Below are 20,694 nucleotides of genomic sequence, written 5' to 3'. Positions count from 1 at the left end.
TCACTGAGCCTCAAACACGAAAATGAGGTCCGATGATCTATATCAAGCAGGGCGAATATTTACCGCTGCATAAACCAGTGTTTGACCCCAATGACCGGCTGTTCGGCCACGGTAGTAAAGCCAAAGCGTTCGTAGAGCCGGACGTTGGCCGTCAGGTCGGTTTCGAGATAGCCGACCAGCTGGCGCTCGCTTAGCTCGTCGCAAAGCCGCTGAAAAAGCGCGCTGCCGATGCCCTGGCCTTGCTGCTGCGGCGCTACCGCCATCGGGCCGAGGTGAGCGTGCCGAGGCATTTGGGCGTCCTGCTGCGCCCAGACCCGCGTCCAGCGGTACACCCGCCACATACCGCGCGGCCCGCTCGCTGAAAACAGGGCAGGCAAGGCGCGAAGCTTATCCACAAGCGCCGGCTGGCAGCGCCCGGGCAGGGAAAGCCCGGCCACGCCGACAAGCTCACCCTCGATAAACGCGCCCAGCACCAGCCCGCTCGTCGCCTGGCGGCGCATAAACGGCGCAAACATCGCGCCAAGCGCTCGGCGGCGCGTCTCCGGGTCGTTGCCAAACGCCTGAATATGCGTAGGGTTATCGCGCATGCCCCGCCCCAACAGCGCGCTGGCGGCGGGTATCTGTGCGACGGCGAGGCAACGTATGCTAAAGGACTGCGGCTGTTTCATATCGACCATAGTGCCTAATCCTGAGGCCAAGGAGCCAGCTTTGCTGCCTGATAGTAAAACCGTGGGGCTGTTTTTCCTCACCGCGCTTGCCGAAATCGTCGGCTGCTACCTGCCCTATTTATGGCTGCGGGAGGGCAAAACGGCCTGGCTTTTAATCCCCGGCGCGCTGAGCCTTGCCGCCTTTGCCTGGCTGCTGACGCTGCACCCCACCGCCGCCGGCCGGGTCTACGCGGCCTACGGCGGGGTGTATGTCTTTACCGCGATCCTGTGGTTGTGGGTGGTGGACGGCATCAAACCCACGGCGTGGGATCTGGCCGGCTCCGCCGTGGCACTGCTGGGCATGGCGATCATCATGCTGGGGCCGCGGGCGGCTTGAGGATACAATAATATCCAAAAAAGCCTTAAAACGGCTATAATAGACATTACTGTATCCACTAGTGCCCGATATGCCGCGTTTTCTCTTGCTGGATGATACCGACGTACAACAGGCGTTTGCCGCCCACCTGCGTCGCCGGCGTGAAGAAGAAGGGCTTTCCCGGGAGGCGCTGGCCGAGCGCAGCACCGTACCGGCCTCTACGCTGAAAAAGTTCGAGCTGACCGGGAAAATTTCCTTCCGTCAGCTGCTGCTGCTCTGGCAGTGCCTGGACGACCTGCAGCGCCTGTATGAGCTGACCCAGGCCCCCAGTCAGGATCGCCACCGTCAACCCACCTCCATCGAAGAGGTGCTGAAAGATGGCTTTTAGGATCATCAATCACACGGGACTCGACATTTAGGCGATAGTGCTCGATTTGTCGCGTCACCTGTCGGGAGCCCTCCTGACGAACTATCCGGAATTTCCGGATAGTTGCCTCTGGCGAGAGCTCTTCCTCAGTGTAAATATTGCCCAAATGCTCGTTGATGGTGCGCACATCTTTCTGATATAGCTCGGCCATGGCCGCCTGTGGCAGCCATCTTGTCGGGGTGGCCTTCGGACACCGACTCGGAGGTAAACAAAGTATCGTGCTCAAAGTGGCAATTGATGTGAACTCGGCCATCATCACTGGTGAACATCACCAGCTCATCAGACGGCGCTTCCTGTCGACTATCGTCACTCATAAGCTTGCTCCTTACTGAAGGTAGCGCTGCCTAAGCGCCTGATAAAAGGGCAATGTGCTCCACTACTCAATATTCTGCACCTGCTCGCGCATCTGCTCGATGAGCACCTTGAGTTCCACCGCGCGGCGGGTGGTCTCGGCGACCAGGGATTTGGACGAGAGCGTATTGGCTTCGCGGTTGAGCTCCTGCATCAGAAAGTCCAGCCGACGGCCCTTGGGGCCGGGCTGGGCAAGCTGGTGGTCAACTTCCTCGACGTGAGCCTCCAGCCGGTCGAGCTCTTCGGCAACGTCGCTTTTTTGCGCCACCAGCACCAGCTCGGCCTCAAGCCGCTGAGGATCAAACTCGGTTTGAGCGGTGTCCAGGCGCTCCAGCAGCTTTTCGCGCTGGGCCTGCTGTATGTCCGGCATCAGCGCGCGCACGGCGGCCACTTCACGGCGCACGTCTTCAAGCCGGGTAGCGATCATCCCGGCAAGCTTTTCCCCTTCCCGGGCCCGGGCGTCAATCAGTTCGTCCAGCGCCCGCTCGAACAGCGATCGGGCGGCGGTGAGAACGACGTCGCTATCCTGACGGCCGGTTTCCAGCACGCCGGGCTGGTTGAGCAGATCCAACGCGGTGGGCGCGGCGGTGCCGGGGACTTCGCGCTGGACGACTTCCAGCGCGCGGGCAAGCTCGGCCAGGTAGGCGGTGTTGACCGCCGGGGCGTGGCCGGCTTCCGCGGTGTCCAGGCGCAGAGTGCACTCTACCTTGCCCCGGGCCAGGCGCTGGCGCAGGGCCTCGCGCAAAGTCGGCTCAAGCCCTCGCAGCGGCTCGGGCAGGCGGAAGGTCGGCTCCAGATAGCGCTGGTTCACCGAGCGCAGCTCTATCTGAAGGGTGCCAAAGCCTTCGGCCTGCTCTGCGCGGGCAAAGGCGGTCATGCTGTGAACGATCGTAGGGGTCGTGTGGGCTGTAGCGGACATATCGGCTCCCGGATAAATGCTTTCGCGCCAGTTTATCCGATAATCCGCCGAAGCCGGGCAAGGCATGTACAATGACCGGCCCGATTTTCGTCTTTACCTATCCAGAATAACCACGAGGTAACCCATCATGAGCAAGGTGTCTCAACCCGAGGTCATCCGCCCCAGCGACCGTGCGCCCGACGAGCCCCGGGCCGTGCGGCTAACGCGGAACTACACACGCCACGCCGAGGGCTCGGTGCTGGTGGAGTTTGGCGATACCAAAGTGCTGTGTAACGCAAGCGTGGAGGCCGGCGTGCCACGCTGGCTTCGGGGCAAGCGCCAGGGCTGGATCACCGCCGAATACGGCATGCTGCCGCGCGCGACCCATACCCGGGGCGGGCGCGAGGCTACCCGGGGCAAACAGGGCGGGCGCACGCTGGAAATCCAGCGGCTGATCGGGCGCAGCCTGCGCGCGGCGGTGGATCTGAAAAAGCTCGGCGAGTTCACCATCACCATGGACTGCGACGTCATTCAGGCCGACGGCGGTACCCGCACCGCGGCGATTACCGGCGGCTGCGTGGCGCTGGTGGATGCGCTGCGCTATCTGCAGCGGGAGAAAAAGATCAAGGCCGACCCGCTCAAGCAGCTGGTCAACGCCGTCTCGGTAGGCCTATATCGGGGCGTGCCGGTAGCGGATCTGGACTACGCCGAGGACAGCAGCGCCGATACCGACACCAACGTGGTGATGACCGAAGCCGGCGGGCTGATCGAGGTGCAGGGCACCGCCGAAGCGGGCGCGTTCAGCCGTACCCAGCTCAACGCCATGCTTGACCTCGCCGAACAGGCCGGCGGCCAGCTGACCCGCTATCAGCGCGAAGCGCTGGAAATGCGCGGCTGAACTTATAAAGCCAAGTCATACTCGACAATCAGCGGGGCGTACTCGGAGAAAGTCGCGTCGTAGTCGATCCAGGCGTCGACCACGTGGCGGCGAAAGTTGGGGCCCACCATCTGGTAATCCAGCCGCCAGCCTTCCTGGCGCGCACGGGGCACGTCCTGATCAAGCCTTGGCCACCAGGTATATTCGCCGGCGTTGCGGTTGACCTCGCGGAAGGTATCAATAAAGCCAACCGGGCCAAGGACATGATCCATCCAGGCGCGCTCTTCCGGGCGAAACCCCGAGGTCAGCTGGTTGTCCGACCAGTTGGTCAGATCGATGGTCTTGTGCGCCACGTGCCAGGTGCCGCAGATGATGTATTCCCGGCGCTTGCGGGCCATTTTGCTCAGGTATTCCTGATACTGCTCCATGAACTGCTGCTTGGCGCGCTGATCGCGGCCGTCGGGCATCAGGAAGGTGGCAATGCTGAAGCGGTCGTAGTCGGCCTGGAGAAATCGGCCTTCGTGGTCGCACTGGGTAAAGCCCAGGCCGTACATGATGGCCTTGGGAATCTTGCGGCAGTACAGCGCCACGCCAGAAAAGCCGTCTTCTTCGGCGTCGAGAAAATAGCCTTCGTAGCCTTCGGGATAAAGAATGTGATCGCCAAGCTCGAAGCTTTTTACCTGGGTATCCTGCACGCAGACCACGTCGGCGTCCTGCTGCGCCAGCCAGTCCAGAAACCCACGCTCGACGGCGCCGCGAATACCGTTGACATTGATGCTGGCAATTTTCATAAATCGTCCCTTTTGCGTCGCTGCTGTATGATACCCGACGTTTCCACCTTTGGGTAAATCCCCCAGTAAAAAAGCGAGGAGTGCCGTGGCTGCCCCCCTGCAACCCTACCAACGCGATTTCATCCGCTTTGCCATCGAGCAGGGCGTGCTCAAGTTCGGCGAATTCACGCTGAAGTCCGGCCGCGTCAGTCCGTACTTCTTCAACGCCGGGCTGTTTCAGACCGGCGGCGCGCTTGCGCGTCTCGGGCGCTTTTACGCCCGGGCCATGGTGGAAAGCGGCCTTGCCGCCGACGTGCTGTTCGGCCCGGCCTACAAGGGCATTCCGCTGGCCGCCGTCACCGCCGCCGCCCTTGCCGACCATCACAACCGCGACATGCCCTACGCCTTCAACCGCAAGGAGGCCAAGGACCATGGCGAAGGCGGCAGCATCGTCGGCGCGCCGCTTGAGGGCGATGTGTTCATCATCGACGACGTGATCACCGCCGGCACCGCGGTGCGCGAGGTGATGGAAATCATCACCGGCCACCGCGCCCGGGCCGCCGGGGTCATCATCGCGCTGGACCGCCAGGAGCGCGGCCAGGGCGAGAAAAGCGCGATTCAGGAAGTCGAAGACACCTACGGCATGCCGGTGGTGAGCATCGTCACCCTGGACCAGGTGCTCGCGTACCTGGAAGAACACGCCGGCCCCGAGATGCAGCCCCACGCCGAGGCCATTCGCGAGTACCGCGCGCGCTACGGAATCCGTTAAACGGCGCCGGCGAAGCCGTTCTGCCGCCAGGCCTCGAAGCTCACCAGCGCCACGGCGTTGGAAAGGTTGAGGCTGCGGTTGTTGGGCCGCATGGGAATGTACAGCTTGCGCGCGCCGGGCAGGCTTTGGTGAATCTCGGCGGAGAACCCGGCGGTTTCCGAGCCGAACAGCAGCACGTCCCCCGGCGCAAAAGCCGCTTCGGCGTAGCAGCGCGTGCCGTGTGTGGTCAGCCCCCAGACGGTACGTCCCTGCATGGCCGTTTGAAAGGCGCTAAAATCCGCGTGCCGGGTAACGTTGGCCGCGTCGCGGTAGTCAAGCCCGGCCCGGCGCAGCTTGCGCTCTTCCAGATCAAACCCCAAAGGCTCGATCAGGTGCAGCCGGCAGCCGTTGTTGGCCGCCAGGCGCATGATATTGCCGGTATTGGGCGCCATGCGCGGCTCGAACAGCGCAATCTCGAACATGGTGTTGGCCTCGTTGACCTTTCGCTTCGTTGAACCAGAGCGCCGATTATCGCAGCCGGCAAGACGCTAGCGCGACGTGTTTTTTTCCCGGGCGGTCACTACCGTGATGCCCAAGGAGTCTCTGCGTCAGCTACCTCTCCCTGAAGGGAGAGGCTTGTGAAAGCAAGCCCGGCTGACCAGGGAAAGCGGTAGTCAACCCGCTACGTTGGTAACAGGTCGCCAAGACCCACCCCGCCGTGCTTCCTCAGCGGCGGGCTCTGGAAGGTCAGGATCATGCTGGCGCAAGGTAAAACGCCGAAGGTCTTGATCGCTGCCGCCAGGCAGGAGCCGGTTATCGACATTCCCGAGGGGAGACGGATCGAATGATCCGCGACACCAGGCCCGTAAGGGCATTAATACAGGAGAAAATCGCATGGCGGTTTTCGTATTGGACAAACAGAAACGGCCCCTGATGCCGTGCAGCGAGAAGCGCGCCCGGTTGTTGCGGGAACGCGGTCGCGCTGTGGTGCATAAGCGCTATCCGTTCACGATCCGGCTCAAGGATCGGGTGGAGGGTGACACCCAGCCGCTGCGACTCGGCATCGACCCCGGCAGCAAGACCACCGGGCTGGCGTTAGTGCGCGAGGATGCCGAGGATCGTCACCTGCTGTGCCTGATCGAGCTTGTCCATCGTGGCTTTCAGATTCGCAAGGCGCTGGAGCAGCGCCGAGCCTTTCGTCGCCGTCGTCGCCGTCAGAACCTGCGCTACCGGGCGCCACGCTTCAACAACCGCACCCGACCCAAGGGCTGGCTGGCTCCCAGCCTGCAGCACCGTGTCGATACCATCACGGCTTGGGTGAACCGGCTGACTCGTCTGGCGCCGGTCACTGCCATCAGTCAGGAGCTGGTGCGCTTCGATACGCAGAAGCTGGACAACCCGGAGATCAGCGGTGTCGAGTACCAGCAGGGCTCGCGGCTCGGCTACGAGGTGCGCGAATACCTGCTGGAAAAGTGGGGGCGCGAGTGCGCCTACTGTGGTGATACCGACACCCCACTGGACGTCGAGCATGTGGTACCTCGTGCTCACGGTGGCTCGCACCGCGTCAGTAACCTGACGCTGGCCTGCCACGCCTGCAACCAGGGCAAGGGCAACGGCACGCTGGACACTTTCTTCACCACCGACAAGGGGCTCAAGAAGCGACTCAAGGCTAACAACCTGTCGGCGGATGCTCGACAGGAGCGCATGCAACGTGAGCTCAAGCGCCCGTTGCGGGATGCCAGCGCCGTCAACGCGACCCGTTGGGTGCTGTTCGGTGCTCTCAAGGCCACCGGTCTGCCGGTGACAGCAGGTAGCGGCGGGCGCACCAAGTACAACCGCCAGCGCCTCGGCATTCCCAAGACCCACGCCCTCGACGCCGCCTGCGTCGGCCCAATGGACGCCCTGCACCATTGGCAGGTGCCGACGCTGACGATCAAGGCCACCGGGCGCGGCAGCTATCAACGCACCCGATTGACCCGGCACGGTTTCCCGCGTGGCTATCTGATGCGGCAGAAGCAGGTGCACGGTTTTCAGACCGGCGACATGGTGAAAGCCATCGTGCCCACCGGCAAGAAGGCCGGCATCCATACGGGCCGTGTCGCTGTGCGTAAAACAGGCAGCTTCAACATTCAGACCGAGCAGGGGGCAGTGCAAGGCATCTCGCACAAGCACTGCTTGCTGATCCAACGCGGTGATGGCTACGGCTACCGCCTCACCTCATCCATTCAACCAAAGGGAGGAGCGGGGCAGACGGTGGCGTAACAGGTCGCCCTGCGGGCGACGCGCTATCCCTCCCGGCACTGAAAATACCGGGTATCCCGCGCAAAATCTGATGAACCCCAGCATCGCCCAGCGCCTGCGCGGCCTGAACCCCAGCCAGCAGCAGGCGGTACGCGCCATCGACGGCCCCTGCCTGGTGCTGGCCGGCGCCGGCTCGGGCAAGACCAGCGTAATTACCACCAAGATCGCCTATCTGGTGAAAGAGTGCGGCATGAGCGCCCGGCGCATCGCCGCGGTCACCTTCACCAACAAGGCCGCCCGGGAGATGAAGGAGCGCGTGGGCGGGATGCTTCAGGGCAAGGAGGGCCACGGCCTGAGAGTATCGACGTTTCACACTCTGGGGCTCAATATCATCCGCGGCGAGCTCAAGGCGCTGGGCTACAAGCCGGGGTTTTCGCTGTTCGATCCGGAAGACGCCAAGGCGCTGTTGCGCGACCTGATGGGCAAGGACGCCCAGGTCGACGCCGATCAGATCAACGCCGTGCAGGGCAGGATCTCCCAGTGGAAAAACGACCTGGTGCTGCCCGGCGAGGCGCTGTCCCACGCAGCCGACGACGACGCCCACTACGCCGCCCGGGTGTATGAGGCCTACGTGCGCCACCTGCGCGCCTACAACGCCGTGGACTTTGACGATCTGATCCTGCTGCCGGTGGTGCTTTTGCGCGACGACCCCGAGGCGCTGGCCCGCTGGCGCCGCAGAATCCACTACATGCTGGTGGACGAATACCAGGATACCAACGTCAGCCAGTACCGGCTGGTGAAGCTTCTGATGGCCGAGCGTGCGACCTTCACCGTGGTGGGCGACGACGACCAGTCGATCTACGCCTGGCGCGGCGCCCGGCCAGAAAACCTCGTCACCCTGGGCGAGGACTTCCCCCGGCTCAAGGTGATCAAGCTGGAGCAGAACTACCGCTCCACCGGCACCATTCTGCGCGCGGCCAACGCGCTGATTGCCCACAACCCCCACGTCTACGAAAAGACTCTGTGGTCCCGGATGGGCGACGGCACGCCGATCCGCGTGGTGGTCAACCGTCACGAAGAGGCCGAGGCCGAACGGGTGGCCAGCGAAATTCTCACCCGGCGGATCAAGGAATCCGCCGAGTGGCGCGACTTCGCCGTGCTCTACCGGGGCAACTTTCAGGCAAGGCTTCTGGAGCTCAAGCTCCAGCACTACCAGATCCCCTACAAGCTTTCCGGCGGCACCTCGTTCTTCTCCCGGGGAGAAATCAAGGACGCCATGGCCTATCTGCGCCTTTTGATCAACCCGGGCGACGACAACGCCTTTCTGCGCATCGTCAACGTTCCCCGCCGGGAGATCGGTCCGTCAACGCTTGAGAAACTCGCCAACTATGCCACCGAGCGCGAAACCTCGCTGTTTGCCGCCTGCCACGAAATGGGGCTGAGTGAATACCTGCCCGAGCGCGGCGTGGAGCGTCTTGAGCGCTTTACCCGCTTTATCGACGCCACCCGCCGCCGCATGGAGGAAGGCGACGCCATGGCCGCCATTCGTCAAATGATGACGGAAATGGACTACGAAGCCTGGCTATATCAGAACGCCAGCGCCCCCACCGTGGCCGAGCGGCGCATGGCCAACGTCTGGACGTTGATCGATCAGCTGGAGAAGTCGCTGGATCGCGCCCCCGAAGATAATAGCCCCGAAGACACCGCTTCGGAAGCGACCCAGACCGACAGCGTGGAAGACGCCATCTCCCGGCTGGTGCTGCGCGATATTCTTGAGCAGCAGGCCGAGGAAGACGATTCCGACCGGGTGCAGCTTCTGACCATGCACGCATCCAAGGGGCTGGAATTCCCCCACGTCTACCTGATGGGGCTGGAAGAGGATCTGCTGCCCCACCGCAACGCCGTGGAAAACGGCACCGTGGAGGAAGAGCGCCGCCTGGCCTACGTGGGCATTACCCGGGCGCGGCGGACGCTGACGCTGACCCTTGCCCGCCAGCGCAAGACCTACGGCGAGCTTTCGGACTGCGCGCCCAGCCGCTTTCTCGACGAGCTGCCGGGCGAAGATCTGGAGTGGGAAGGTCGCCCGGACAAGGAAGATCCGGAAAAAAAGCAGGCCCGGGGGCAAAGCGCCATCGCCGGGCTGCGTTCGCTGCTGGATTGATGGGCCATTCGCCATCGCTCTTTTGGTGTTATCACGAGTACCCGGCAAACGGGCATAAACTTCGCGTGGCGATCTCCTTGCCCTGCCGATAGCAGGAAAACCCGAGATTGCTTCGCTATGCTCAATGAAAGGGACTCCTCCCCACTCCGATGCCTCATCGGGCAGAATGGCGTTGAGACCACCAAAAGAGGGGGAAGAGTCATGAACCAGCATACGGCGATTGGCATTGATTTGGCAAAGCAGGCGTTTCAGGTGTGCATCGTGAATACCCGTCAACAACGCGTTCGTACCAACAAAGTGCTGAAGCGCGCGGAGCTGCTGGATTACCTGCGGCGTCAGCCAAGCTGTCGCGTCTTCATGGAGGCCTGCGGCGGCTCGCATCACTGGTCGCGGCAGTTCCAGGCCATGGGGCATGAGGTACGGCTTATTGCACCGCAGTTTGTCACCCCGTTTCGCAAGGGGCATAAGACCGATGCCAACGATGCGCTGGCGATCGTGGAGGCCGGGTTGCGACCCCACATGCGTTTTGTGCCTCAGAAAAACCTGGAGCAGCAGGACCTGCAGAGCCTGCATCGCATCCGAGATCGTTACATCAAACAGCGCACCCAGCTGATCAACCAGGTACATGGCCTGCTGCAGGAATACGGCATTGTCTCCGGGCGCGGTCAGGCGGCCCTGAAGCGGACCCTGTGGCGTGTGCTGGAGGACGCGGAGAACGAACTGACGTTCACGATACGCGAGCTGCTGGCCGACCAAATGGCCGAGCTGGACCATCAAAATGAGCGCATTCACCGCCTGGACAAGCAAATGGAGCAGCTGAGCCGCGCCATTCCGGCGTGTCAGCGGCTGCAGGCCGTGGAAGGCGTCGGCCCCGTCGTTGCCACCCAGCTCTACAGCGCCCTGGGTAACGGCAAGGCGTTCAGCAAAGGACGACAGGCGTCGGCCTACCTGGGCCTGACACCGCGCCAGTTCAGCAGCGGCGGCAAGGTGACCATGACGGGGATAGGCCGAACCGGCCAGCTCTCCCTCAAGGCCGCGCTGATCCGCGGGGCGCATTCGGTAATCCAGCGGCTGGGCGACAAGCAGGACAGCAAAAGCCACTGGCTGAGAGCGCTGGTCGACCGCGTGGGCAAGAACAAGGCGGCCGTTGCCCTGGCCAACAAAACCGTGCGAGTGGCCTGGGCGCTGCTGCACGGCAACACGACGTACCGGGCGGATTATGTAGACACCGAATTCCAGTGCTGATGGCCGGTTGGCCACCAGTACAGGGGATGCTGGCACGCTAGTGCCATCACCTTGTTGCCGAGCCACGAGGGATGAAAAACAGGTCAGACCGACCTTCTCAAAACCTGATCATTGCGATGGCTGAAAGGCCTAATGCTCGTTGAGGAGAGAAGGTGCGCGACGTTCATCAGGGTCAGGGGATAGCGACCCCGTATAAAGACCGACTATACGCACGCATCGGCTGTGTTTTTCAGGCTTTCGAGGCTTGCAACCGGGGAGGAGTCCCTATACGCAATGACTCAATTCAAGGTATCGACAAGCAGGGACAAGCAGCCAGGCACAAAAAACCCCGCAGGGCCGGCGGCTCTGCGGGGATATCGTGGGTGATGCGTAACGCTTATTGAGATTCGGCGACCATGTGATCCACCGCGGCCTTGACCTCGTCGTCGGACAGGGTGGCATGCCCGCCTTTGGGCGGCATGGCGTTGAAGCCGTTGATGGCGTGGTCGTACAGCGTCTCCATGCCCTTCTCGATGTGCGGAGCCCACTGCTCGGCGTTGCCGGAAATCGGCGCGCCTGCCGCCCCGGTGGCGTGGCAGGCCATGCAGGCCTGATTGAAGATCGCTTCGCCGTCGATGTCGGCCTAGGCGTTGTCTCCGCCGGCGCTGTCGGCCTGCGCTTCCTCGTCGGCAGCGCTTTCATCAGAGGCGCTGTTATCAGAGCCGCCTTCATCGGCCGCGCTGTCATCGGACGCGCCGCTATCATCAGCGTCGGTAGCGTCAGCAGCTTCGTCAGCGTCGGACGCGCCATTATCCGCAGCTTCCGCCTTGTCAGCTGCGTCCTCTTCGGCCGCGTCCTCTTCGGCTGCGGCGGCATCGTCGCCTGCCGCTTCGTCGTCGGGCACGTCCATCACCGGCTCGACCATATAGACCACGGCGGCGTGCATGTCGTCATCGCTGAGGTTGGGGTTGCCGCCCCTGGCCGGCATGCCGTTGAAGCCGTTGATGGCGTGGTCCAGCAGCGTATCAAAGCCCTTGTCGACCCGGTCGGCCCAGTCCTCTTCATTGCCGCGCACCGGCGAGCCGGCGGCGCCCGTATCGTGGCAGGCGGTGCAGACGTTGCCGTAAATTTCTTCACCGTCGGCCGCGCCGCCGTCGTCACTGCCGCTGTCGGCCGGCGCTGCCGAAGCCGAGCCACAGTCTTCGCTTGCCAGGCAGACCTCGCCCACCGGCGCCAGGCGCTCGGCAATGGCGTCCTTGTCCATTTCGGCTTGGGCGCCGGCAACGCTTACCAGCACGCCCAGGGCCGCCAGACCGCTTTTGATTAGCTTGGAATCCACTCTCATTACCTCGTGTATTATCGTTGAAACCTGCACGAACCTCTGCGCGCGGCGGCGTCGGCCAAGGTCAGCCGTGACGTCCGGGCGAGTCTATCGCGGTAGTATACCGGCAACGCCAGGTCCGGAAAATGCCGGGCGGCGCCTTGCCGCGGTTTCAGGATCAATACAAGGCGGATTCGCTAACGTCGGCGAGGCCGCGGGCACGCTGACGACGCAGGCGCTGGCTGACCACGCCGTAGCGCGGGCCGGCGATGAAGGCCAAGAGCAAAAACGCGCCGGTCATCATCGCCATCGTGCCGCCGATGGATACGTCCCAGTGCACGGCGATAAAGTAGCCGCTGATGCTTGCCGCAACGGAAATCACCGCGCCCAGTACCAGCATCAGCCAGAGACGGTCGGTAAGCAGATAGGCCGCCGCCGGCGGGACGATGGCAAAGGCGATGAAGAGCACCGCGCCCACGGCGTCAAAGGCGGCAACGGCGGTGGAGCTGGTCAGCATCAAAAGCGCGTAGAACATCACGCCGGGGGCAAATCCCAGCGCCTTGGCCAGCGCCGGGTCGAAGGTGGAAAGCTTGAGCTCTTTGAAGAACAGGGCGATGAACAAGAGGTTGAGCGTCAGCATGATGCTCATGGAGACCAATGCCTGAGGCACGTGGTAGCCCAGCACGCTGACGGTATCCAGCCACACAAAGCCGATCTCGCCAAGCAATACCGTGTGCGTGTCGATGTGTACGTCGTGAGCATAAACGTTGAGCAGCAGTACGCCGATGGAAAACAGCGCCGGGAATACCAGCCCGATGGCGGCATCCTGCTTCATCCGTCTGGAGCTGGCCAGCAGCTCGGTGAGAAACACCGTCAACAGGCCGGTCAGGGCGGCGCCCACCAGCTGTACCGGGCCGCTCTGGTGATGGGTCAACATCCACACCACCACGATGCCGAGCACGATGGAGTGGCTGATGGCGTCGGACAGCATGCTGTTGCCGCGCAGCACCAGAAAGGTGCCCAGCAAGGAAGAAGCGATGCCGACCATCGCTCCGACCAGCATGATCTGTAACTCTATATTGTTGAAAAATGCCTCAAGCATGATGGCCTCTGTGGTGAAAAGTGCCGTTAAGCCGCGTGGAACATCGCCGTGACCTGCTTGGCCTCGCGCACGCCCTCGGGCGTCAGCCGCCACTGGCGGGCGGGCTTGCCCGCCGCCGCCTCGGGGCGAAAAGCGGTCAAAAGCCCCTGGCGCTTCAGGCGGTACAGGGCGAAAGCGGTAAAGGCGCTGCGGCCAAGCCAGGGGCTACGCTCGCTTTCCTCCTGCTCGAGGCGCGTCTGGTAGAGCACGTAAAGAATCTGATGCTTGTGCAGCGTCCAGCGCTGGCGAACCAGGCGCAACGATTCCCAGAGGATGCCTCGGCCGGGCGCCAGGGCAAGCGATACCAGCACAATGGCCGAGGCGCTGAGCACAATCAGCGGGCCGGTGGCGAGCCCGCGGCCCAGGGTGCTGATAGTGGCGCCGGTCACGCCGCTGACCACGCCCACGCCGGCGGCAATGACCACCATGCCACCCAGGTGTCGGCTCCACTGGCGGGCGGCCACGGCCGGGGCGACCACCATGGCAGCCATCAGTACCACGCCGACCATCTGCAGCCCCACTACCACGGCAAGCGTGATCATGGTGGTCAGCATCACGTCGATCAGGGTCACGGGCATGCCCAGGGTGCGGGCAAACTCGGCGTCAAACGTTACCAGCTTGGCCTGCTTCCACAGCGCAGCCAGCACCGTCAGGGCCACGAGCGTGATGCCGCCCATGAACCAGACATCCGAGCGCAGCGTGGCCGCCGCCTGGCCGAAGAGAAAAGCATCCAGCCCGCCCTGGGAGGCGTTGCCGGTGCCCTGGATATAGGTGAGCAGCACCACGCCGATGGCAAAAAACAGGCTCAGGCAAGTCCCCAGCGCCGCGTCGGTCTTGAGCCGGCTCAGGCGCGTCAGCGCCAGCATCAGCAGAGCCGCGAGCCCGCCGGTCATCATGGCGCCGACGATAATACTGCCCATGTGGCGGCTGCCGGCCACAATGAAGCCCAGGCACACACCGGGCAGAGCCGCATGGGAAATGGCATCGCCCAGCAGGCTCTGCCCGCGCAGCACCGCAAAGCTGCCCAGCGCGCCGCTGATGATGCCCAGCAGGGCCGCGCCCATGACCACGTTTTGAAAGGTGTAGTCATCCAGAATTGATAGCCAGGACATGAGTTATTTCGCGCGCTCCATCGCCGTGAAGGACGGTGCCTGGGTTGCCGCAGGGCCGTCAGCCGTCGGCTCAGCCTCTGTGTCGGCCACGCCGCCGACAAACTGATGGCTGTCATTCAGCAGCGCAATCTGGCCGCCGTAGGCACGTTTCAGGTTCTCGCCGGTAAAGACGTCGTTCGCCGGGCCCGAGGCCACCACCTGGACGTTGAGTATCAGCAGCCAGTCGAAGTAGCGGGTCACCGTCTGCAGATCGTGGTGCACCACGATCAGCGTCTTGCCGGCGTCGCGCAGGCGGCGCAGGATATCGATGATGGCCCGCTCGGTAGTGGCGTCCACCCCGGCCATGGGCTCGTCGAGGAAGTAGATATCCGCCTGCTGCACCAGCGCCCGGGCAAGAAACACCCGCTGCTGCTGGCCGCCGGACAGCTGGCTGATCTGGCGGTCGGCAAAGTCCTTCATGGCCACCATGTCCAGGGCGTCAAAGGCTTCCTGGCGCTCGCGACGGCCGGGCCGCTTGATCCAGCCCAGGCGGCCGTAAAGCCCCATCATCACCACGTCGAGCACGGTGGTGGGGAAATCCCAGTCCACGCTCGAGCGCTGGGGCACATAGCCGATGCGCTTGCGCTGGGCCCTGTACGAGCGGCCGTGAAAGCTCACGCTGCCGGAAAGCGGCGGCACCAGCCCCAGAAGGCTTTTGATAAAGGTGCTCTTGCCCGCCCCGTTGGGCCCGACGATGCCGGCCATGACGCCGGCGGGAACGTCGAGATTGACGTCCCAGAGCACCGGCTTGCTGTGATAGCTCACGGTCAAATGCTTGACCTTGACGGCGGAATCCATGGTGATACCCCTCTTGTTCTGTTCGCTTACGCTTCGTCGAGCTCCCAGCGCTCGGCCCAGGGCGCCAGGGTTTCCGGCAGCGGGGCCACCTCGCCGCCGAGCGCCTCCACGATGGTCTTGGTGTTGGTATAGAGCATGCCAATATAGGTGCCGTCGGCTGTGCCCTTCTCACCCAGCGCATCGGAATACAGCTGGCCGCCGATCTCCACCTCGTGGCCGCGCTTCTCTGCCGAGTCGATCACCGCCTGGACAGGGCGCGGATTGATGGTGCTTTCAATAAAGATAGCGGGGATTTCACGCTCGATGACAAGATCGGTAATGCGGCGAATATCGGCGATGCCGGTCTCGGCATCGGTGCTGATGCCCTGAATGCCTTCTACCTCGATGCCGTAGGCGCGGCCGAAGTAGTTGAAAGCGTCGTGAGCGGTGACCAGAATGCGCTGCTGTTCGGGGACCGTTGCAGCACTCTCTTCAATCCACTCGTGCAGGGCCGCCAGCTTTTTGCTGTAGGCATCGGCATTGTCCTGGATGCGGTCCTCGCACTCGGGGCGGGCCTCGATAAAGGTTTTGCTGATGGTATCCACGGTCTGGGCCCAGAGCGAGACGTCCATCCATACGTGGGGATCGATGCCGTAAACGTCGTCGGCGGTGAGCAGCCGGGACAGATCGATGGACTCCGGCGATACGGCCACGGTGGTTTTCTGGCGCGAGAAGTTTTCCAGCACCTCGCCCAGCTGGCCTTCCAGCGAATAGCCCGCATAGAGAATCTGGTCGGCGTTACGCAGGGTCTGCACGTCGCTGGCGCTGGCCTGGTAAAGGTGCGGATCGACCCCCGGCCCCATCATGGGCTCCGCTGCCACGCATTCGCCGCCGACCTCGCTGGCGACGTCGGCGATCATGCCGATGGTGGTCACCACGTTGAGCGGTGGCTGTTCGGGTTCGGCGTGGGCCAGCGGGGCGGCCAGCGCCATTGCCAGCAGCGAAGCGGCATAGCGGGTGTTCATCGAGGTCTCCTGAGCCAGGTATTCAGCGGACGAATATATAGTTGGCCAAAATTTAGCATAAAGCCATAAAGTAAGCCTTGGCTAAGTTTAGAGAGATAGCCCACCAAACACAAGAAATGCTTGCCCTTTCGTGCAATTCGAACCGCGCCGTTTGAGGCCGGCTTACGGCTTCGGGGCAAAATGGGCTACCATGGAGTTGGCCCTGTGCCGTTCACACCCACTTTTCCTATCGAGACGCTGCTGTTTTCATGAGTCATGATGTCAAGCCCCAGGGGGCGTTTGCCCACAGCGCAAGCGTGGACGCGCTGCCGCCGGTCGAGCAGCATGCCCGCCAGTACGCCACCGTGCGCCAGGCCCATGAAACCGAACTGATTGAAGACTACGTCGAGCTGATTGGCGACCTGCTGACCCATCGCGGAGAAGCCCGGGCGGCGGATATCGCCGCGCGCATGGGCGTCAGCCAGGCAACGGTGTCGAAGATGATCCGCCGACTCAACGAGCTGGAGCTGGTCACCAGCCGCCCGTATCGCTCGCTGTTTCTCACCCGGGCGGGCAAGGCCATGGCGTCCCAGTCCCGAGAACGCCACGATATCGTGCTGCATTTCCTGCGTGCGCTGGGGGTCAGCGACGACGCAGCGCGCATTGACGCCGAGGGCATGGAACACCACGTCAGCGACGAGACCCTCGACGTCATGCAGCGCTATATCGCCGAAGCCGCCCGGCAAGGCGGAAGCTAGAAACGAATCTCCGTTAAAAGCGGTGGCGCAGCAGGCGCATGGCGTTGATGGTCACCAGCACGGTGGCCCCGGTGTCGGCCATCACCGCGATCCACAGTCCGGTGATGCCCAGCGCCGTGGTCACCAGAAAAATCGCCTTGAGCCCCAGCGCCAGGGCAATATTGGTCTTGACGTTGGCAAGCGTGGCCCGGGATAGCCGAATCAGCTCGGCGATGCCCGCCACGCGGTCCCTGAGCAGCGCAGCGTCGGCAGTTTCCAGGGCCACGTCCGTACCGCCGCCCATGGCAACCCCTACGTCTGCCGCCGCCAGCGCCGGCGCGTCGTTGATGCCGTCGCCGACCTTGCCCACCGGGCCTTCGCCCGCCGATCCCCACTCGGCCACTCGCGCCGCCTTGTCTTCGGGCATCAGCCCGCCGTGGGCTTCGATGCCCAGCAGCTTGCCGATCGCCGCCGCGCTTCTGGGGTTGTCGCCGCTGAGCATCACCGGGCGCACGCCCAGCCTGGAGAGCGCGGCAAGCCCTTCTCGGGCATCTTCCCGGGGCTCGTCGCGCAGGGCGATAGCGCCTACGACCACGCCCGCTTTCACCAGCACGGTGACGGTCTTGCCGTCTTCCTCCAGCGCCTGGATATGCGCCTCGTCGGCGTCGCTGAGCGAGGCGATACTCGCCGCGTAGCCGGGGCTGGCAAGGATCACCTCCTCGCCGCCAATGCGCCCGCTGACGCCGGCGCCGGCCAGCGCCCGGCCGCCTTCTACCGCCGGCAGCGCAAGGCTCCGCGCTTTGGCCTGGCTGACAATGGCGGCGGCGATGGGGTGGCCGGACTCGCGCTCAAGCGCCGCGGCGAAGGCCAGCACGTCGTCCTCGGCGGTACCCTGCCAGGCGTCGATGTCGGTGACTTCCGGGGCGCCGGCGGTGAGCGTGCCGGTTTTATCCAGCGCGATCACCTTGAGCTTGCCCAGGCTTTCGAGCACCGCGCCGCCCTTGATCAGAAGCCCGTGCCGGGCCCCGCTGGAAAGCCCCGCGGCAATGGCAGCGGGCGTGGAGATTACCAGCGCGCAGGGGCAGGCAATCAGCAATAGCGCCAGCGCCCGGTAGACCGATTCCGACCACGCCATGCTCGCTACCAGCGGCGGCAGCACGGCAAGCGCCAGCGCCAGCGCTATCACCGCGGGCATGTACCAGCGGGCAAAACGGTCGATGAAACGCGCCACCGGCGCCTTGGCCGCCTGGGCCTCTTCCACCAGGCGGATAATGCGCGCAATGGTGTTGTCCTCGGAGCGGCGGGTGACTTCCACGGTCAGCGCTCCGTCGCGGTTGATGGTACCGGCAAACACCTCCTCGCCTGCGCTCTTGTAGCGCGGCTCGGCCTCGCCGTTGACCGGCGACTCGTCGAGGTAAGAGCCGCCCTCGGCAATACGGCCATCGCAGGGCATTCGATCCCCCGGGCGGACCAGCACGCGCTGCCCCGGGGCCAGCGTTTCCGCGGCGACTTCCGTGACCTCCTCGCCGTCAAGCCGCCGGGCGGTCGCCGGCGCCAGGTCGGAAAGCGCGGCAATACTCCGCCGCGCCCGGGTCGAGGCCACGCCTTCCAGCAGCTCGCCAACGGCAAACAGCACCACCACCACGGCGGATTCCGCCGCCGCGCCGATGATCAGCGCCCCGGCGGCGGCAATGGTCATCAGCGATTCGATGGTGAACACTTCGCCCACGCGAAGCGCCTGCCACGCCGACCTGGCAATGGGGTAAAGCCCGACCAGGGTCGCGGCCACGAAGGGCCAGTCGCCAAGCACGGGCCAGAACAGATGGAGCACGGCCGCCGTCGCCAGCAGCGCGCCGCTGACCAGTACCAGCTTGCCCTTGGCGGTTTGCCACCAGGCGGATTCAGGCGTAGCGCCGGCCGCAGACGACGCCCGTTCGTCGTGAATGACCTCGTAGCCCAGCCCGCGCATTGCCTGATCGATGGCTGCCTCATCGGGTGGCGTCTTCCCTTCAAAAAACACATCCAGCGTGCCCGCTGCGGCGTTGGCCTCGGCATCCGTCACGCCCTTGACGCGAGTCGCGGCTGCCACCGCCTTGCGCTCGCAGCCGCCGCAGTCCATGCCGCTGACGCGAAAGCGCTCGCGCGGTGCCTTCCCGCCTTCAGCGCTGCGGGGGTTCAGATTTTCGCTAGCGGATAGCGTCATTCACATTCTCCCGGCCGTCTGGCCTTGCATTCCGGGTATCTACGCTCAATATATGACCTAAAGCCACTGTAGGTTCAATACTCGTGGCAAAATCCGAGGAAGACACGAGCCGGGAGGCAGCAATGCAGAGACAGGATACGCAGACGTTCGGCATTGGCACTCTGGCAAGCCGGGCCGGCTGCCAGGTGCAGACCGTGCGCTACTACGAGGAAATCGGCCTGCTGCCCCAGCCCGCGCGCAACGCCGGCAATCAGCGCCGCTACGACGAGGCCACCCTGCGCCGGCTGACGTTTATCCGCCATTCGCGGGATTTCGGCTTTTCCGTGGAGGCCGTGCGCGAGCTTTTGGACATGGCCGATCACCCGAACATGCCCTGCGATCACGCCGACGCCATTGCCAAACGGCACCTCGACGAGGTCGAATCGCGGATCGAACGGCTGAGCGCCCTGCGCGACGAGCTGAAAAGAATGGTGGCACAGTGCGCCGGCGGCCGGGTGGAGGAGTGCCGCATCGTCGAGGTACTCAGCGATCACGACCAGTGCCTGCATGCCAGCGGCCACGGCGGCCGGGAAGCGATTCGCTAGGGCCGCTAACTGTGATCTCTCGGTAGGTTGTTCATCCGGAGCCAACCCGGAAGACTGGAGATGCAAACCAACCAATCTCTCCAGGAGGCCCGGATGAACACCCATAAGAATGCCCGACTCACTCCGCACGGTCGAGCCCTGCTGGTCGCTCGCGTCATCGATGAAGGGTTGCGGCCCAGAGAGGTCGCGCAAGCCCAAGGCGTCAGTGTGAGAACGGTCTACAAATGGGTGCGTCGTTTCCGTGAGGAGGGACTCGAGGGTCTCCAGGACCGTCGGTCACGCCCTGCCCGAAGTCCCTTGGCGACCGACGCAACGACGGTGGAGCAGATCGTCGAGCGTCGTCAGCGACGCCAGACCTATTGCCAGATTGCCCAGGCGCTGGGGGTTGGCCAGAGCACGGTAGCGCGCATTCTCAAGCGCAAGGGGCTGAATCGCTTGGCGGCTCTGACACCGCCAAGGCCCAGCAATCGCTATGAGCACGACGCACCCGGGGATCTCCTGCATCTGGATATCAAGAAGCTCGGCTGCTTCGCGCGCCCGGGGCATCGGGTCACCGGCGATCGCCAACAGACCACGCGTGGCGCAGGGTGGGAGTATGTCCACATCGCCATCGACGATCACTCACGGGTGGCCTTCGGCACCCGCTACCCTGATGAAACCGGCTGGAGCGCCTGTTATGCGCTATTGGAGGCCATACGATATTATCGAGACTTGGGGACTCGCTTCACGCGGGTGCTCACCGACAATGGCGCCTGCTACCGGTCCCGGGCGTTTCACCGCCTGTGCCGGCGGGTAGGGCTGAAGCACAAGCGCACTCGCCCCTATACGCCCCGCACCAATGGCAAGGCAGAACGGTTCATTCAAACCGCTCTGCGCGAGTGGGCCTATGCCCAGTCTTATGAGAGCTCGGAGGAGCGAGGCAAACACCTTTCCTCCTGGCTTCACCAGTACAACTGGCACCGGCCACATGCCAGCCTGAACTATCACCCTCCGGTTAGCCGGTTGGGGCTTTCCGTGAACAACCTGGTGAGTTTACACAGCTAACGCTGGTTTAAA

23 protein-coding genes are annotated in these 20,694 nt (G+C 63.8%); 10 read left to right on the top strand and 13 right to left on the bottom strand.

The window, feature by feature from the left end; all coding sequences use genetic code 11:
• Positions 1 to 59 precede the first annotated feature (59 nt).
• Positions 60 to 587, bottom strand: a complete 528-nt coding sequence (locus P1P91_RS01280; RefSeq protein WP_311883974.1) for a GNAT family N-acetyltransferase — start codon at positions 585 to 587, stop codon at positions 60 to 62.
• Positions 588 to 711: 124 nt separating this feature from the next.
• On the opposite strand from P1P91_RS01280, the gene P1P91_RS01275 reads away from it, so the two are divergent.
• Both P1P91_RS01275 and P1P91_RS01270 read left to right on the top strand, forming a co-directional pair.
• Positions 712 to 1,044 (top strand): YnfA family protein, encoded by a 333-nt coding sequence (locus P1P91_RS01275; protein ID WP_311885835.1) that lies wholly within the window; start codon positions 712 to 714, stop codon positions 1,042 to 1,044.
• Between the two features lie 70 nt (positions 1,045 to 1,114).
• Positions 1,115 to 1,411: a helix-turn-helix transcriptional regulator gene (locus P1P91_RS01270; protein ID WP_311883972.1), complete on the top strand. Its 297-nt coding sequence runs from the start codon at positions 1,115 to 1,117 to the stop codon at positions 1,409 to 1,411.
• A 125-nt stretch (positions 1,412 to 1,536) separates the two neighbouring features.
• On the opposite strand, the gene P1P91_RS01265 is transcribed toward P1P91_RS01270, so the two are convergent.
• Positions 1,537 to 1,764, bottom strand: coding sequence for a hypothetical protein (locus P1P91_RS01265; protein ID WP_311883971.1), 228 nt, complete (start codon positions 1,762 to 1,764; stop codon positions 1,537 to 1,539).
• Positions 1,765 to 1,826: 62 nt separating this feature from the next.
• Entirely contained in the window at positions 1,827 to 2,720 is an 894-nt protein-coding gene (locus P1P91_RS01260; RefSeq protein ID WP_311883970.1) for a YicC/YloC family endoribonuclease, read from the bottom strand.
• Positions 2,721 to 2,847: 127 nt separating this feature from the next.
• Here P1P91_RS01260 and rph point away from each other — a divergent pair, with 127 nt between their 5' ends.
• Positions 2,848 to 3,597: a ribonuclease PH gene (gene rph, locus P1P91_RS01255; RefSeq protein ID WP_311883969.1), complete on the top strand. Its 750-nt coding sequence runs from the start codon at positions 2,848 to 2,850 to the stop codon at positions 3,595 to 3,597.
• A gap of 2 nt (positions 3,598 to 3,599) precedes the next feature.
• Here the strand turns inward: rph and P1P91_RS01250 are convergent, their stop codons facing one another.
• A complete protein-coding gene (locus P1P91_RS01250; RefSeq protein WP_311883968.1) occupies positions 3,600 to 4,367 on the bottom strand; it encodes an exodeoxyribonuclease III in 768 nt (255 codons plus the stop codon).
• An 85-nt stretch (positions 4,368 to 4,452) separates the two neighbouring features.
• Between P1P91_RS01250 and pyrE the strand changes: the two genes are divergently transcribed.
• Complete coding sequence (gene pyrE / locus P1P91_RS01245; protein WP_311883966.1) at positions 4,453 to 5,115, top strand: orotate phosphoribosyltransferase; 663 nt, start codon at positions 4,453 to 4,455, stop codon at positions 5,113 to 5,115.
• Here the strand turns inward: pyrE and P1P91_RS01240 are convergent.
• Positions 5,112 to 5,576, bottom strand: a complete 465-nt coding sequence (locus P1P91_RS01240; protein ID WP_311883964.1) for a tRNA (cytidine(34)-2'-O)-methyltransferase — start codon at positions 5,574 to 5,576, stop codon at positions 5,112 to 5,114. The two genes, pyrE and P1P91_RS01240, sit on opposite strands and share 4 nt — an antisense overlap.
• Before the next feature lie 200 nt (positions 5,577 to 5,776).
• A complete protein-coding gene (locus P1P91_RS01235; protein ID WP_311883962.1) occupies positions 5,777 to 5,917 on the bottom strand; it encodes a hypothetical protein in 141 nt (46 codons plus the stop codon).
• Positions 5,918 to 5,988: 71 nt separating this feature from the next.
• Here P1P91_RS01235 and iscB point away from each other — a divergent pair, with 71 nt between their 5' ends.
• The 3 genes from iscB (at position 5,989) to P1P91_RS01220 (ending at position 10,741) form a co-directional block, all read left to right on the top strand.
• Positions 5,989 to 7,356 carry an RNA-guided endonuclease IscB gene (gene iscB / locus P1P91_RS01230; protein ID WP_311883960.1) on the top strand — a complete coding sequence of 456 codons (1,368 nt, stop codon included), beginning with the start codon at positions 5,989 to 5,991 and terminating at the stop codon, positions 7,354 to 7,356.
• A gap of 70 nt (positions 7,357 to 7,426) precedes the next feature.
• Complete coding sequence (rep, locus tag P1P91_RS01225) at positions 7,427 to 9,496, top strand: DNA helicase Rep (protein ID WP_311883959.1); 2,070 nt, start codon at positions 7,427 to 7,429, stop codon at positions 9,494 to 9,496.
• A gap of 201 nt (positions 9,497 to 9,697) precedes the next feature.
• Positions 9,698 to 10,741, top strand: a complete 1,044-nt coding sequence (locus tag P1P91_RS01220) for an IS110 family RNA-guided transposase (RefSeq protein ID WP_311883958.1) — start codon at positions 9,698 to 9,700, stop codon at positions 10,739 to 10,741.
• A 376-nt stretch (positions 10,742 to 11,117) separates the two neighbouring features.
• Here the strand turns inward: P1P91_RS01220 and P1P91_RS01215 are convergent, their stop codons facing one another.
• The 6 genes from P1P91_RS01215 to P1P91_RS01190 all read right to left on the bottom strand — a co-directional run bounded on the left by P1P91_RS01215 (position 11,118) and on the right by P1P91_RS01190 (position 16,135).
• Positions 11,118 to 11,324 carry a c-type cytochrome gene (locus tag P1P91_RS01215; protein WP_311883957.1) on the bottom strand — a complete coding sequence of 69 codons (207 nt, stop codon included), beginning with the start codon at positions 11,322 to 11,324 and terminating at the stop codon, positions 11,118 to 11,120.
• A gap of 39 nt (positions 11,325 to 11,363) precedes the next feature.
• Positions 11,364 to 12,059: a c-type cytochrome gene (locus tag P1P91_RS01210; protein WP_311883955.1), complete on the bottom strand. Its 696-nt coding sequence runs from the start codon at positions 12,057 to 12,059 to the stop codon at positions 11,364 to 11,366.
• 160 nt (positions 12,060 to 12,219) lie between these two features.
• Positions 12,220 to 13,104 (bottom strand): metal ABC transporter permease, encoded by an 885-nt coding sequence (locus P1P91_RS01205; protein ID WP_311883954.1) that lies wholly within the window; start codon positions 13,102 to 13,104, stop codon positions 12,220 to 12,222.
• A gap of 65 nt (positions 13,105 to 13,169) precedes the next feature.
• Positions 13,170 to 14,294: a metal ABC transporter permease gene (locus tag P1P91_RS01200; RefSeq protein ID WP_311883952.1), complete on the bottom strand. Its 1,125-nt coding sequence runs from the start codon at positions 14,292 to 14,294 to the stop codon at positions 13,170 to 13,172.
• 3 nt (positions 14,295 to 14,297) lie between these two features.
• Entirely contained in the window at positions 14,298 to 15,131 is an 834-nt protein-coding gene (locus P1P91_RS01195) for a metal ABC transporter ATP-binding protein (protein ID WP_311883950.1), read from the bottom strand.
• A 26-nt stretch (positions 15,132 to 15,157) separates the two neighbouring features.
• On the bottom strand, positions 15,158 to 16,135 hold the full coding sequence (locus P1P91_RS01190; protein WP_311883949.1) for a metal ABC transporter solute-binding protein, Zn/Mn family: 978 nt from the start codon (positions 16,133 to 16,135) through the stop codon (positions 15,158 to 15,160).
• A 248-nt stretch (positions 16,136 to 16,383) separates the two neighbouring features.
• Between P1P91_RS01190 and mntR the strand changes: the two genes are divergently transcribed.
• Positions 16,384 to 16,872 (top strand): manganese-binding transcriptional regulator MntR, encoded by a 489-nt coding sequence (mntR, locus tag P1P91_RS01185; RefSeq protein WP_311883948.1) that lies wholly within the window; start codon positions 16,384 to 16,386, stop codon positions 16,870 to 16,872.
• Positions 16,873 to 16,885: 13 nt separating this feature from the next.
• On the opposite strand, the gene P1P91_RS01180 is transcribed toward mntR, so the two are convergent.
• Positions 16,886 to 19,054, bottom strand: a complete 2,169-nt coding sequence (locus P1P91_RS01180; protein ID WP_311883947.1) for a heavy metal translocating P-type ATPase — start codon at positions 19,052 to 19,054, stop codon at positions 16,886 to 16,888.
• A 122-nt stretch (positions 19,055 to 19,176) separates the two neighbouring features.
• Here P1P91_RS01180 and P1P91_RS01175 point away from each other — a divergent pair, with 122 nt between their 5' ends.
• Together P1P91_RS01175 and P1P91_RS01170 are read left to right on the top strand one after the other, a co-directional pair.
• A complete protein-coding gene (locus tag P1P91_RS01175) occupies positions 19,177 to 19,638 on the top strand; it encodes a MerR family transcriptional regulator (RefSeq protein ID WP_311883946.1) in 462 nt (153 codons plus the stop codon).
• A 93-nt stretch (positions 19,639 to 19,731) separates the two neighbouring features.
• A complete protein-coding gene (locus tag P1P91_RS01170; RefSeq protein ID WP_311885833.1) occupies positions 19,732 to 20,682 on the top strand; it encodes an IS481 family transposase in 951 nt (316 codons plus the stop codon).
• Positions 20,683 to 20,694 lie beyond the last annotated feature (12 nt).

The sequence above is a fragment of the Halomonas piscis genome (genome assembly GCF_031886125.1).
Classification (GTDB): Bacteria; Pseudomonadota; Gammaproteobacteria; order Pseudomonadales; family Halomonadaceae; genus Vreelandella; species Vreelandella piscis.
This window is presented reverse-complemented; position numbering and strand designations above follow the sequence as displayed.